At 46.1% G+C, this 13,531-nt stretch carries 14 protein-coding genes; 5 read left to right on the top strand and 9 right to left on the bottom strand.

What is annotated here, in order from left to right; all coding sequences use genetic code 11:
• The first annotated feature begins 2 nt into the window (after positions 1–2).
• Positions 3–830, top strand: a complete 828-nt coding sequence (locus BM613_RS11210; protein ID WP_109431277.1) for a polysaccharide deacetylase family protein — start codon at positions 3–5, stop codon at positions 828–830.
• A gap of 359 nt (positions 831–1,189) precedes the next feature.
• Here the strand turns inward: BM613_RS11210 and clpB are convergent, their stop codons facing one another.
• Positions 1,190–3,781: an ATP-dependent chaperone ClpB gene (clpB, locus tag BM613_RS11205; RefSeq protein ID WP_109431276.1), complete on the bottom strand. Its 2,592-nt coding sequence runs from the start codon at positions 3,779–3,781 to the stop codon at positions 1,190–1,192.
• 311 nt (positions 3,782–4,092) lie between these two features.
• Here clpB and BM613_RS11200 point away from each other — a divergent pair, with 311 nt between their 5' ends.
• Both BM613_RS11200 and BM613_RS11195 read left to right on the top strand, forming a co-directional pair.
• Complete coding sequence (locus BM613_RS11200; protein ID WP_109431275.1) at positions 4,093–4,722, top strand: MBL fold metallo-hydrolase; 630 nt, start codon at positions 4,093–4,095, stop codon at positions 4,720–4,722.
• 47 nt (positions 4,723–4,769) lie between these two features.
• Positions 4,770–5,732: a cation diffusion facilitator family transporter gene (locus BM613_RS11195; RefSeq protein WP_109431274.1), complete on the top strand. Its 963-nt coding sequence runs from the start codon at positions 4,770–4,772 to the stop codon at positions 5,730–5,732.
• A 23-nt stretch (positions 5,733–5,755) separates the two neighbouring features.
• Here BM613_RS11195 and BM613_RS11190 read toward each other — a convergent pair whose 3' ends face one another.
• The 3 genes from BM613_RS11190 to BM613_RS11180 all read right to left on the bottom strand — a co-directional run bounded on the left by BM613_RS11190 (position 5,756) and on the right by BM613_RS11180 (position 9,010).
• Entirely contained in the window at positions 5,756–6,472 is a 717-nt protein-coding gene (locus tag BM613_RS11190; RefSeq protein WP_109431273.1) for a cytochrome c biogenesis CcdA family protein, read from the bottom strand.
• A 65-nt stretch (positions 6,473–6,537) separates the two neighbouring features.
• Positions 6,538–7,062 (bottom strand): TlpA disulfide reductase family protein, encoded by a 525-nt coding sequence (locus BM613_RS11185; protein WP_181363082.1) that lies wholly within the window; start codon positions 7,060–7,062, stop codon positions 6,538–6,540.
• Positions 7,063–7,093: 31 nt separating this feature from the next.
• Positions 7,094–9,010 (bottom strand): S9 family peptidase, encoded by a 1,917-nt coding sequence (locus BM613_RS11180; RefSeq protein ID WP_109431294.1) that lies wholly within the window; start codon positions 9,008–9,010, stop codon positions 7,094–7,096.
• Positions 9,011–9,297: 287 nt separating this feature from the next.
• Between BM613_RS11180 and BM613_RS11175 the strand changes: the two genes are divergently transcribed.
• On the top strand, positions 9,298–9,777 hold the full coding sequence (locus BM613_RS11175; RefSeq protein ID WP_219930682.1) for a Crp/Fnr family transcriptional regulator: 480 nt from the start codon (positions 9,298–9,300) through the stop codon (positions 9,775–9,777).
• Here the strand turns inward: BM613_RS11175 and BM613_RS11170 are convergent.
• Positions 9,767–10,138 carry a cupin domain-containing protein gene (locus BM613_RS11170; protein WP_109431270.1) on the bottom strand — a complete coding sequence of 124 codons (372 nt, stop codon included), beginning with the start codon at positions 10,136–10,138 and terminating at the stop codon, positions 9,767–9,769. The two genes, BM613_RS11175 and BM613_RS11170, sit on opposite strands and share 11 nt — an antisense overlap.
• Before the next feature lie 172 nt (positions 10,139–10,310).
• Between BM613_RS11170 and BM613_RS11165 the strand changes: the two genes are divergently transcribed.
• Positions 10,311–10,619: a HesB/YadR/YfhF family protein gene (locus BM613_RS11165; protein WP_109431269.1), complete on the top strand. Its 309-nt coding sequence runs from the start codon at positions 10,311–10,313 to the stop codon at positions 10,617–10,619.
• A gap of 34 nt (positions 10,620–10,653) precedes the next feature.
• Here the strand turns inward: BM613_RS11165 and BM613_RS11160 are convergent, their stop codons facing one another.
• The 4 genes from BM613_RS11160 to BM613_RS11145 all read right to left on the bottom strand — a co-directional run bounded on the left by BM613_RS11160 (position 10,654) and on the right by BM613_RS11145 (position 13,358).
• Positions 10,654–11,463 carry an anti-sigma factor gene (locus tag BM613_RS11160; protein WP_181363080.1) on the bottom strand — a complete coding sequence of 270 codons (810 nt, stop codon included), beginning with the start codon at positions 11,461–11,463 and terminating at the stop codon, positions 10,654–10,656.
• Positions 11,460–12,014, bottom strand: coding sequence for an RNA polymerase sigma factor (locus tag BM613_RS11155; protein WP_245926366.1), 555 nt, complete (start codon positions 12,012–12,014; stop codon positions 11,460–11,462). The genes BM613_RS11160 and BM613_RS11155 overlap by 4 nt, the downstream gene beginning before the upstream one ends.
• Before the next feature lie 65 nt (positions 12,015–12,079).
• Positions 12,080–12,736, bottom strand: coding sequence for a class D sortase (locus BM613_RS11150; protein ID WP_146192801.1), 657 nt, complete (start codon positions 12,734–12,736; stop codon positions 12,080–12,082).
• Positions 12,711–13,358 carry a hypothetical protein gene (locus BM613_RS11145; RefSeq protein WP_109431265.1) on the bottom strand — a complete coding sequence of 216 codons (648 nt, stop codon included), beginning with the start codon at positions 13,356–13,358 and terminating at the stop codon, positions 12,711–12,713. Before BM613_RS11145 ends, BM613_RS11150 begins: the two co-directional genes overlap by 26 nt.
• Positions 13,359–13,531: the final 173 nt, after the last annotated feature.

Raw genomic sequence — 13,531 nt, 5'->3', positions numbered from 1 at the left:
GTATGCGTCAATCACGGACTATCTTTCACATCACATATGCGCTAGTGGTTACTCTTTATTTTCTTTTTTCCCCGTTCTTTGAAAAGCACACTTTAGCCTCCTATCATTACACAGATTACCTTCAATTCTATCCCGATGTATTTTCATACCAAGGACCACCTAATAAACGCATCGCCCTCACTTTTGACGATGGACCAGACAACCTCTATACACCTAAAATCCTCGCGATTTTAAAGGAAAAAAAAGTTCGCGCCACCTTCTTTGTCCTAGGCCTGCACGTTCGAAAATACCCAATCATCACCAGGCAGATCGCGCGTGCCGGACATGTATTAGGCAATCATAGTTATGATCACCCCAACTTAACGCGCATCAACCAGGAGCAACTTCTATGGGAAGTAAAAGCAACGGAGCGTGAAATTCTTCGCCTCACGGGAAAACGAACTCGTTATCTACGCCCTCCATATGGGGATTTAGACCCGACTGTATTGAAGAGTCTCGGAAACATGGGATATCATGTTGTCAATTGGTCAGTAGATTCAAACGACTGGCGCAGTTTAACCAAAGCGCAAGTTTTGGCAAACGTCTTACCACATGTTCAACCAGGCGCAATTATTCTTCAGCATTCCGCTGCGGGCGGACCACAAGAAAATTTAACTGGAACCGTAGAAGCACTTCCTGTCATCATCGACACATTGCGCGCAAAAGGGTATCAATTTGTCACTATTCCTGAGTTATTAGCTACAGATACAAGAAGTGTTCACACTAAGACATCCCATTTTGTCTCAACGATTCATCATCGCTCCTCCGGGATTCGCGGATCCGGACGCTGAAGCTGCGCATGCGTAAGAATTTGCGCCGTGGGTTCTCATGTCCATTTCCATGGACCACAATATAGCGCCTTCTTGTATCAGTAACGGCTCCAATCGAACAAGCGGATATTGCGCAGGATACAGTGTTTTCGCCCATTGTTTGGAGAGGTCTCCCGACTGTTTTTCAGAAACAGGAATTCAGGAAACAAATTTTGGCAGATCTTCGCTTTAACGATTATCATTTACGACTTTCCCCGTATTTGCATCCACCATCACATGGATAAAACTTTTTCTGCATAAAAAAACGCCTCCTTATCTTTCTATCTTCCCGACGCAAAGACTCAGAAAGAGGTTACAGGAGGCACAGATTTCCCTTTGTATTAATGACGAATTTCTAGATGTAAGCCGTTCTCGTTCGCGTCCACATGAATTACTCCATGCGAGACAGGTTCCGCGACAAGTAAACGGCTTAAAGGAGTCTCAATTTCCTGTGATATGATCCGTTTTAGAGGCCGTGCACCAAATACTGGGTCATAACCCTTTTTCCCTAAATAAGCAAGAGCAGCTTCTGTCCACTGTACTCTTAGTCCAATATTTTTTTGTATCCGTTTATCGAGACGCTCCAACATTTGTTGTGCAATCAAACTCATGTTTTGTGGACTAAGTGCATGGAAAACAATGATCTCATCGACACGGTTTAAAAATTCCGGACGAAAATGCCGTTGCAGAATTTGTCTAACCTGCATTTCAATCACTGAGAATGGTTCACCTTGTTCTGTTCTGCGCAAAATTTCTTCACTGCCAAGGTTGGACGTCATAATAATGACCGTATTTTGGAAATTAACAGTACGTCCCTGTCCATCCGTTAAACGTCCATCATCAAGCACTTGTAGCAACAAATTAAAAATATCTGGATGAGCTTTTTCTATCTCGTCCAATAAAACGACAGAATAGGGTTTGCGTCGAACAGCCTCAGTCAATTGTCCCCCTTCTTCATAGCCGACGTATCCTGGTGGTGCTCCGATCAAGCGCGCAATCGCATGTTTCTCCATGAATTCAGACATGTCAATCCGAATCATCATGCGTTCATCGTCAAATAAACTTTCCGACAAGGCCCGCGACAACTCAGTCTTTCCGACCCCAGTTGGGCCAAGGAAGATAAAACTCCCAATTGGGCGATGCGGATCCTTAATCCCAGCTCGCGCGCGCAAAACTGCATCTGCAACGACTTGCACCGCCTGATCCTGCCCAATCACACGACGATGTAACGCCTCATCTAAATGCAACAGTTTTTCACGCTCGCCTTGCATCAGACGACGAAGTGGAATTCCCGTCCAGCGACTGATTACCTGTGCAATATCCTCTTGGTCTACTTCTTCTTTTAATAACATCCCATGACTTTGTTTGCTCGCAAGCTCTGCTTCTTCTTCCTTGAGTTTACGTTCCAGTTCCCCTAAACGTCCATAACGCAATTCAGCTAAACGGTTGAGGTCATACTCCCGTTCTGCTCGTTCCATGTCGTAACGCGTCTGTTCAATCGCCTTTTTGATCTCTCGCACGCGTGCAATATACTGCTTTTCAAGTTCCCACTGTGCCTTTAGCGCATCTGATTCTTGGCGCAAGTCAGCGAGTTGTGAACGGATTTTCCCAAGACGTTCCTTTACCGCTTCGTCCTGCTCTTTACTCAGCGCAGCTTCCTCGATCTCCAGTTGCATCATGCGCCGCATCATTTCATCTAATTCCGTGGGCATGCTATCGATCTCCGTGCGCAAGCGCGCAGCCGCTTCATCCATTAGGTCAATCGCTTTATCAGGTAAAAAGCGATCACTAATATAGCGATCAGATAACGTCGCTGCGGCAATAATCGCACTATCCTTAATGCGCACCCCATGAAAGACTTCATAACGCTCCTTTAATCCGCGCAAAATCGAAATCGTGTCTTCTACCGAAGGAGGGTTTACAATAACAGGCTGAAAACGACGTTCTAACGCTGCATCTTTCTCGACATGTTTGCGATATTCATCCAGCGTAGTGGCGCCAATCGTACGTAACTCTCCGCGCGCGAGCATCGGTTTTAACAGATTGCCAGCATCCATTGCCCCTTCTGCTGCTCCCGCACCAACGACAGTATGCAATTCATCAATAAAAAGAATCACGGTCCCCGCCGATTCTCGTACTTCTTTTAGCACGGCTTTAAGGCGTTCTTCAAACTCGCCCCGATACTTAGCGCCGGCAACAAGCGACCCCATGTCTAGACTAATGAGGCGCTTATTTTTGAGCCCTTCTGGCACATCCCCCGCCACAATTCGACGAGCTAATCCTTCAACGATCGCTGTTTTTCCAACCCCTGGCTCACCAATCAAGACAGGATTGTTCTTCGTCCGCCGGGACAAGATCTCAATCGTCCGCCGAATCTCATCGTCTCGACCAATCACTGGGTCAAGTTTTCCATCTTTCGCCTCTTGTGTAAGATCGCGACCATACCGTGCTAATGCCTCATAGGTCCCCTCAGGATTATCTCCCGTTACCTTTTGATTGCCTCGAATAGCGCGTAGTGCTAGTAAAACCGCATCGCGCGTTAACCCTACCTCCGCACAAGCAGCCACCGTTTCGCGTTCACTATCCACGATAATCGCAAGCAGTAAATGCTCGACACTAATGTACTCATCTTTCATGTCTTGGGCTTCTCGCGCTGCGCGTGCGAGTGTCCGCGCAAGCCCTGTTCCCATGTGCAACGCACTATCATAACCTGTGACTGCAGGAATCTGACGCAATAATTGCTCCACTTTATTTTCTACAGCAGCGTCGATCCCGATCTGTTCAAGCAGACGAGGAATGAGTCCACCTTCTTGATGTACCAATGCATAAAGCAAATGTTTTGCCGTAACTTCTTGATGATGGCGCTCTGCAGCAAGTTGTTCGGAGAAAACGAGCGCCTCGCGCGATTTTTGTGTATATTGATTCCCGTCCATAATTTTTAAAAACGCCGTCCTTTCACCACTCTAGATTACGAAAAGCTAGCCACAAATCAATCATGCCCATCTGGGACATCTCTCTTGCACGTTCTGGCGCCGCTACGAGTCTTTGCTTTACTACAGCAATAGGAAATCGCTCTGTTTCGCCATACTATAAAGAAATAAAACTTACCATCGACAGAAAGGAAATATTAACCTTTCTACTGTTCATGGTAACATACTCACTTGAATTCTCTCAATCACTTTGTATTCACTATGTTAAACTAGAATGAATTGCGCGATCTACTAGAAACCCTAGGAGTGAGACGATGGAAATAGCGCCGAATGTTCACTTACTGGAAGAGACAAAAGGAAGTTATTGTTATTTGATTACAGGACAAGAACCTGTGCTGATCGACACGTTTATGCCAGGAAGAATCGCAAATGTCATACAAGGGTTAGCACGTATTGGATTACAGCCTACAGACCTCGCTCATATCTTACTCACACATAGTGATGTCGATCACATTGGAAATGCAAAGCAATTACAAGAACAATCTGGCGCCACACTTTGGGCGCCACGCGAAGAATTGCCGGTGATTTATAATCTACAGAAAGATCGTGGAATCCGACGTGTAATTCGGGCGCTGATGAAAGTTGAACAGCCAGTGATTGATCAAACGTATGAGGCATGGAATCAGATTGCTGGATTGGAAATTATTCCAACCCCCGGCCACACTCCTGGACATGTTAGCATACGGTATGGGGATATTTTGCTTGCTGGGGATTTAGTGACCACACGCAATGGAAAATTGCGACCTGCACCAGCGTTTCTCACCTGGGATCGCTTAGCTTTACAAAAATCGCTTAAAGAAATCGGAAAACGACCTTTTCAATGGATTTGCCCCGCACATGGCAAGCCGGTGCAAAGAGGAAGTTTGTGGGATATATTACAATAGACTGAGTGTCAAATGCAGATCACCGCAAGGAAGTGGAGGTTAGAAAAATGACCGTTGAACATGTACACGCGATGGACGGGCACGACCACAGCGGAGTCTTTCACACACATGCACCCGTAGGAAAGATGAAGCAGGCTTTTATTTTCACGTTAGTGATTTTAGTTGTTGAATTTTCTGGAGGACTCATCTCACATAGCCTCGCACTGCTCTCTGATGCTGGACATGTTTTAACCGATCTGGCTGCGATTGGCCTTTCTTGGTATGCAATCAATCAATCAAATAAGCCTCCTACAGAAAATCTGACGTATGGCTACCATCGAACAGGCATTCTGGCAGCTTTAATCAATGGGATTGCGCTCATTTTCATTGCCATTGTGATCATTATAGAAGCCTATCATCGCCTCTTACAACCTGAGCCTGTTCATTCACTTTGGATGATTGTAAGTGCAGGTATCGGACTTTCGATCAACCTATATCTCGGGCTGGGACTGCGCGGCGAAGAGAACTTAAATGTACGCAGCGCCGTTTTGCATATGTTAGGTGATGCCGCAGCTTCCGCAGGAGTTATCCTTGGCGCAGTACTCATCCTTTATACCAAATGGTATCTCGTAGATCCCATCTTGAGCGTCCTTATCTCACTGTTGATCGCATTGGGGGCTTGGCACATCGTAAAGCAAGCAATCAATATTTTAATGGAAGGTGCGCCCAAGGGCATCTCGCTATCTACTGTGGCGACAGCGATCCGCCAAATCCAGGGTGTCTACGATGTGCACGATCTCCATATCTGGTCTATCACGAGTGGGAAAAATGCGTTATCTTGCCATGTTGTACTCGATGGTACACTCTCGATCCGCGATAGTCAGGCAATCTTGCGCAATATTGAACATGAACTGATTCATTTAGGAATCGGACACAGTACGATTCAAATGGAGGACGCTGGTCATCCTCACCCAGATTCCGTATTATGTGCAGACGACGCCTCACACCAAGGCCATGGGCATTGCCAGTAAAATCAAAGAGAACCAGTCCCGACCTAAAACGTTGCACCTGCCCCAAACATTCTTGTCATCCAAGAGGTGAGTACCTCGAGCCGATGTGTCAGTAACAATACGCCCATCAGCACCAGTACTGCCCCGCCAATCCGACTGATCGGCTCACTGTAACGCTGCAAAAACCGAACGGAACCAAGCGTATAAGCAAGGATAAGAAAGGGAATGGCAAATCCAAGTGCATAAGCAGTCATCAACATCGCTCCATTGACTTGACTCGTCGCAGCAATTGCAATAACAGAAGCAAGGATGGGGCCTATGCATGGAGTCCAACCAGCTGAAAAACTAACCCCGATCACAAAAGCACCGAGATAGCCCGCTGGTTTAACTTTCGCATGCCATTTCGCCTCGCGCATCAACATGTCAAATTTGACAACCTTAAGTAAAATGAGCCCCATGAAGATTACAATAACCCCGCCAATCTCACTTAACAAAGAGCGGTATTGTGCAAACAAAAAACCTATTAAATTTGCTGATGCGCCAAGCGCGATAAAAATGACAGAAAAACCGAGCACAAAAAAGACAGCATGTGCTAGCGCCTTTCTACGCACCGCAGAAGTCACCAATTGCGATTGCCTACGATCGTAGGAAACTCCAGAAATATACGATATATACGACGGATATAATGGCAATGTACACGGCGAAACAAAAGAAGCTAGCCCCGCGAGAAACGCAATCCAAATTGTCGGCGTTGAACTCATCTCTTTATATCCTCCTAAAGGCGTATGCCGCGTACAAAAGATACACAGCATACGCGATTACCTACTTAGTGCAGAGTAGACAACTTGGAAAACTCTGACTGCATAAAAGACGGCGTCATCATCCCCGTAATGCGGGCAATAATCACTCCTTGTGGGTTAATAAAGAAACTAGTCGGAATATCCATTACATTGTAGGTAGACTCAACAGTTCCTGACGAATCCAAAAATACTGGGTATGTTACACCAAAAGTTTGGATATAGCTCTTAACGCCTGCAAGGCTATCGCTTGGTGTCATATTGACCGCTAGAAAATCGATGCGGTTCCCGTATTTTTTATACATGGTTTCAAGATCAGGTGTCTCCAACTTACAAGGCGGGCACCAAGAAGCAAAGAAATTAATATAGACTGGATGCCCTTTCAGTTGTGACAGTGTCACCGTCTTTCCTTGCATATCCGTCAACGTAAAATCTGGCGCTAAGTAACCTTGTTGCGGTAAACTCTGAAGCTTTGGCTTTGCCGCCATAAATCCAACCAATGCGAGAGCTGCACCCACAACAAGAACAGCAATCACAGTTTTGCGTTTGCTCATCTGTTTGCTCACCTCTTGCTTTACGAATCTCTTATAAATTTTCAATCTCCACAGGCTCAGCATCAAAAGGAACTGAGAAACCAAACACTTTGGAGTAAAAGTACAGCTCTGCATCTAACGTTTTCTTGATGTGATCTGCTTTGCGAAAACCATGCCCTTCTCCTTCAAACGCAACATACGCTACGGGCACACCCTTTTTACGCAGTCCCTCCACCATAAGTTCAGCCTGATTGGGAAGTACAATTTTATCGTCTAATCCTTGAAAAAAGATGACAGGAGCATGAAGTTGGTCAAGCGCATATAGTGGAGACCGAGCCACATAAACGTCGCGCAATTCGGGATAGGGCCCAACCATGCTGTCCATATACCTCGATTCAAATTTATGGGTCTCTTTTGCCAGCAATTCAATGTCACTAACTCCATAGTAACTAGCTCCTGCAGAGAATACATCGCGAAACGTCAAAGCAGATAACGTAGTGTACCCACCAGCACTTCCACCGCGAATGGCCAATTGGTCACTGCGTACATCACCTCGTTGGACCAAATACAAAGCGCCATTTGTACAATCATCTACGTCCACAATACCCCAATTGCCATTCAATCGCTGACGATACTCGCGTCCATACCCTGTACTCCCTCCATAGTTCACGTCCAGCACAGCGAAGCCTCGACTCGTCCAATATTGAATATGTAAATGAAAGGTGGTCGAAGCAGCTGACGTCGGACCGCCATGACACATCACGATAAGTGGAGGACGATCTGTTGGCGGCCCATCAAATTCAGCACTCGCCGGTGCATAAAAGAAGCCATAAGCCGTACGATCAAAGGACGTAGGAAACTCCACAACTTCGGGAATTGAAAGGAATTCCGGGTCAATCATCAATTGCGTCGATTCCCGCAGCAGTGTAAATTCATTGTGAGATCGCACGTAGCGTACAATTGCCGTCGGCATCGTAGGGGATCCACCAATAAAACACGCGCTCCCCTGTGCCGCCCGCACATATCTGACCGCAGTAAAATGAGAATCGAGCGTCTGCAACTCCCCAGTTGACAAATGAATCATAGCGAGCGACCACTGTCCATGATCATTGTATGTACAAAAGATTGTAAACTCATCAAGAAACCCATAGGTCGACATACCAAATACCCACTGCGGCATTCCAAACTCAACTGCTTTTTGAACAACGATCTCAGTGCGCCCCTGTGCATAGCGATAAAGATTCCACCAATTCGTACGATCTGACACATAGTACAGATCACCTAAAGGAGACCATTCTGGTTGAAAAACAGACTCCTCCTTACCACCCGCCACACGAATCGCTTGCGAAAGAGTACCGTCTAAATTAAATTCTGCTTCAAATAGCTCTGTACCATCCCATGGCATATTCGGATGATTCCACGCCAACCAAGCCATTTTCAAACCGTCAGGGCTAATCCGTGCAGACGAATAGAAATCACTTCCTTCCACTAAAACGCGTACCGTGTTAGATCCATCCAGTGCAATTGCAACGAGCGCATTAACCGCCTCTCCTGAACCCGTATGGTCCTCTCGCACACAAATCAGCTGTTGATGAACCGTGTCAACTGTAAAGTCTGCATAGCGGTATGCCCCATCTGGAGTGATAGGTTCAATTCCTTGCTCTGTCAAGCGATAAACACGTCCATCAGAAAAATTCGAAAAATAAACAACCCCATTTTTCACCGTATATGCACCACCCCCGTACTCATGCACGCGGGTTCGAACATTAAACGGCTGCGGTGTCAGATCAATCACTTCTCCCGTCTCTGTACGCTTCACAAGGACGTTTCGGCCCCCTTCAGTCGGACGCCCCTCTAACCAATACACATGATTTTCATCCAGCGTGATTTCTTGTAATTCACTCGCTCCAGAAACAATGAGATCTGAGGTAATCGGTGATTCCCACGACCCAAAAATGCGTTGCTTCACTTCCGGCAAATCTTTTCCCTCCCATAATTACATACTGTTTCATTACAGTATACGGCAAGTCGAACACAAAAGGACAATCAACCGTGTCTAAATGAGTATAGTCTAAATGGAGTAGTCCGTGGGGATGATAAGAGAGGGTTCAAAGCAACCAAAAAAAATAACTCATTCCACACTGTTATACATAATTTCTATACGATTTAATAATGAAATAGGGATCTTGCAGTACGAAAGGGTTGAGCTTGATGAGACCGTCTGAAACATTAACCTGTACCCCAGAAATGTTTCGCATGGAAGAAAATTTGCGCAATATACATCTATTTCGTGAACTGGACGATCAAGTACTGCAAGAATTAGGTGTTTTTACAAGGGAAATCGATTACGACCGCAAGCAATATATTTTTATCGAGGGCCAAACACGAGACACGGTTTATTTTCTTCATACCGGAACCGTAAGAGTTTTTCATGTATCCTCCGATGGACGCGAAACCATTCACCAAATCGTTCGGAGTGGTCAAATCTTCCCGCAGACGGGTGCATTTGATCTCTCTGTTTACCCTGGAACCGCCGAAACGATCACACCTTGTACGATTCTCTCAACTCCCCGTAAAAAATTTGAGGCTTGGTACATCAAAAATGTCTCTCTTTTAAAGGATGCAAACAAAACGATGCGAGCAAAATTTCCTCATCGCGGTGGGGCTCGTCGACCAGAACTCCCTTTTTACGATTCAATCGAACGCATCGTCGCAAATTCACGATCTACGAGTTGAATATGAGATCGTCAGCTGCGCGTGTCGCTGTCTGGCGATCTTTCATTTTGGCAACTGCGTCATCACTTGCAGAACCTGTAAATAAACACAAAAGTACAACAGTTGGCTCAATCGCAACAAACGAATGCAGTCTCAATGGCTCGATTTCAATCATTTCAAAAGCGCTGATTTCAAAGTTTTGCTGATCGAGAAAAAACTGCAACTTCCCAGCAAGCACGATCAAAACTGCATGGTGATTTGTGCGATGGTTTTCAATCCCTTTCCCTTTGTCAAACGATAACTGAATCATCCGATCATCGCCAATTTGCAGGAGATTTCGTAGAACTTGTTCATGAAATTGTAAAGAAGTCACTTGTGCCATCGCCAAATCCCCCTTTTTCCTCAGCATACCACGAAAATGCACAACTGTTGCAAATTCAATTAAGTATGCGAAGCGGGAATTTTGTAGACATTCCCATGCACATAGGCTAGGAAAGATGTACACTAGGAAGTGTTAGAAAGATCACAGATGAGATGAAAGAGGGCAACACATCATGAAAATCACTTTGTCGCAGGATGCTGTTGAATGGGTCACTCGCGAATTGCATCGTTCTCCAGACGAAGCCATTCGTTTTTTTGTTCGCTATGGCGACTCAACCATCCATCCCGGTTTTCGTTTAGCTCTTACTGTGGCAAAACCTGTAGACCCTGCACTTACGTGGACGGAGCAAGGAGTCCCCTTCTTCATTGAACAGAGTGATATCTGGTACTTAGAAGGCTATCATTTAGATGTACATTACGATACAACCCATGATGATCTACAATTTTCCTTTACTAAATTACAAAGTGACCACCGCAAATGAGCAACAAAGCGACAGGCCCATAGGACTTTACACACTAGACATTGAGCAAAGAAGCGCCTAAAACTTTGGGCCCTTGTGGGGTCTGATCATTTACGTGTGGCTCCAGTGTGATTCCTACTCCGGAATAGGTCACGGTAAGTGGGAGACGAATCGTCACTGCCCCTTCTCCCAAACGATTTACTGTAAACTTACCACCTAAAGTGCGCGAACCGTCTTCTAACAACCATACGGTATAGCAACCGTGGCCTTTGATAGGAGTAAGATCAAACACTTGAACGATCCATTCTTGCATGCGCCCACTTTTCACAATCGTCACCTGTCCGTAAGCGGTCGGCGCATACGCAGTCGATACAAGGGATGTATTTCTTACCCATGTACTCGGAACCGTCGTGTCTTGCGATGATGGGAAACTCCCTGGAGACGCTTTGATTCCTGCGCCGATCCAGATGCCTGCAAATAACATCGCTACACTGAGCGCATAAGGTAACAAAGTCCACCCTCGCCTTCTAGAAAATCGGCTCGTGGCGTGCTCTTTAGACATGGGTTGTGGCTGAGAAGCATGAACTGACGACACACGAGAAGCGTCATCTCCAACTCTTGGAGCACGTGTAGAAAATGCTTTTTCTAACGTTCTACGCTTTAAATCCCCCTGCAGATCATTAGCCACCCGAGTCTCCTCCATTGTCATGAGTTCCAAATGAACAGGCCAAATCGCATCTAACTCCTCTCTACAATGTGCGCAAGTTTGTACATGACGCAAGAACGCTTGGAAGTCATGGTCACTTAGCTCACCCAACACAAAGGGCATCAGAAGATCACAAAAAGCTTTTTCATCTCCCTTCATCCTTCCACCTCCCATGACCAAGCGTCCATGGACTTGCGCATCTTGCGCAGTCCCTGATGCAATCGTGTTTTTACCGTTCCAAGAGGAATGCCTAGAGCCTGAGCAATTTCTGTTAGTGTATGCCCCTCCATGTATGCGAGTTGTAGGACAATTCGCTCCTCTGCTCGCAGTCCACCTAACGATCGCTGTAAATCTTCACGCAATGTCCATTCAAGCATCCCATCTGAACTCGTCGCCGGGATATGGCAATCCGCATACACTCGTTCAGAATCAGGGACATCAACTTGTCGACCCTGCTTGCGCACATAGTCAAGAGCAATATGCCTTGTCACGACATAGAGCCAATGCTCAAATTGGCCGCGTTTAGAATCAAACGCAGCCGTAGTCCAAATTCTAGTGAAGACATCTTGAACGATTTCTTCAGCCGCATGAGAATCCGCTACAACTTTACGCGCAATGGCATATACCCGATAGACATAGCGATCGTAGAGTTGGGCTAACGCCTCCCCATGTCCTTCTTTAACCAGCGCAAAGAGTTCCTCATCAGACACCACATGGGCCTCTCCTGTTCCTCATCTGCCATTTACATAGGCCTCTATCCGCACATTGATCAATTCTAAGAGGCTCGCGACAGAGCGCTTTTTATAAGCGCTGCTTCTACTATATAGCGATACGGGGTCAAATTCCAATCATTAAATGGATAGCAGGTTTCCAATGCCAAGGCAGGAAAATGCGTAGTAGAAAGCGTCTCACCTACATGCAAAAGGCGATGCTCCATGACTTGGAAAGTAAATTCACCTTGCTTCGTGTCGACTTGAATGAAATCCCCCGAACGCAATCTTCCAATTTCATGAAAAAAGGTTACATTGTGTCCTGCTAAAATACTCACACCCATTTCTCCAGGAAAAGGCGTTCCAATCAAATGTCCCACAGCGTCTCGCAGTTGCCAATCGCTCGTTCCCTCCACAATGGGTGCTCGCAAACCAATCGCCGCAATCCAAAGCGATCCCACAGGTGTTCCCGCCGTTTGTGCCGCCATCGCTTTGGCGGGCGCCGGATAGAGCACTCCTTGCGCTTGTGATAAAACGATGTGAATCGGCGCGGGAGCCGCGCGCAGTAAAGCCCGGGCTCCCACTTTTGACTGCCAAAAAAACAGCGGAACAGAGATGACCATCGCGACTCCCATAAACATGAGCAGCACACCAAACCATGTAGTCACCCGCTTCATCGCCAAATCCTCCGCCAGCTTAGGACGCTTTGCGTTTAAACGCAATCAATAGCCCCCCGCCAGCTATTAACACTGCGCCAACTGCCAACCAATCTGCGAGTGGAACACCAGTCACGGGTTGTGTCGTATTGGTTATCGGAGTCACAGGAGAGGTAATGACCCAACCTACACCAGCCGCCGCATTTCCGTGTTTTAGAGTATCTCCTGAAATTACAGGTGCAAACGGATTAGCCATATATTTGCCCGTCGGCGTGATATCCCAATACTCGCTCTTCGCATTCACCGTTTGATCTGTATATGCAATCACCACGGGTTTATTAAATTTCCCTACTAATTGATGTGTTTGTTCATTCACTACTTTAAACGCAAAATCCACCAACGGTGTTTGCCCACTCGGAGCATTACTCATAAAATTCGAAAGCGGGCCTTCAAGCAATTCGAATTTTACCGTGTGTGCAAAAGCGCCTTGTGGAATTTTCACCGTTAATCCACCATACTGCAAAGTGGCAGCTTGGCCCATCTGAACAGTCGTCGACGCGACGACATGAGGAAATCCAAGTTTTGTAAAATCAGGAACCACGCTCGCAAAAGCCGGAGCCACACTTAATGCCGTAACAGCGGCAGAAGCTAAAGCGATCGGAAATGCTCTATTTTTAATCGTTTTCATGTAAAAAACCCCCTCTATATTTTTTGGTTTTAGTAGGAGTGAACCTTCTCACTCTAGATAACGATGAAAATCGAGAAATGGTTTTCTAGAAAAAAAGCTTGAAACCTCTTTAGCTATAAAGTGAGTAGGGAGACTCAAACATAAAGGAAAAATCGTGCACAATGGCGAATTAT

Source organism: Sulfoacidibacillus thermotolerans (genome assembly GCF_003144315.1).
Classification (GTDB): Bacteria; Bacillota; Bacilli; order Alicyclobacillales; family SLC66; genus Sulfoacidibacillus; species Sulfoacidibacillus thermotolerans.
This window is presented reverse-complemented; position numbering and strand designations above follow the sequence as displayed.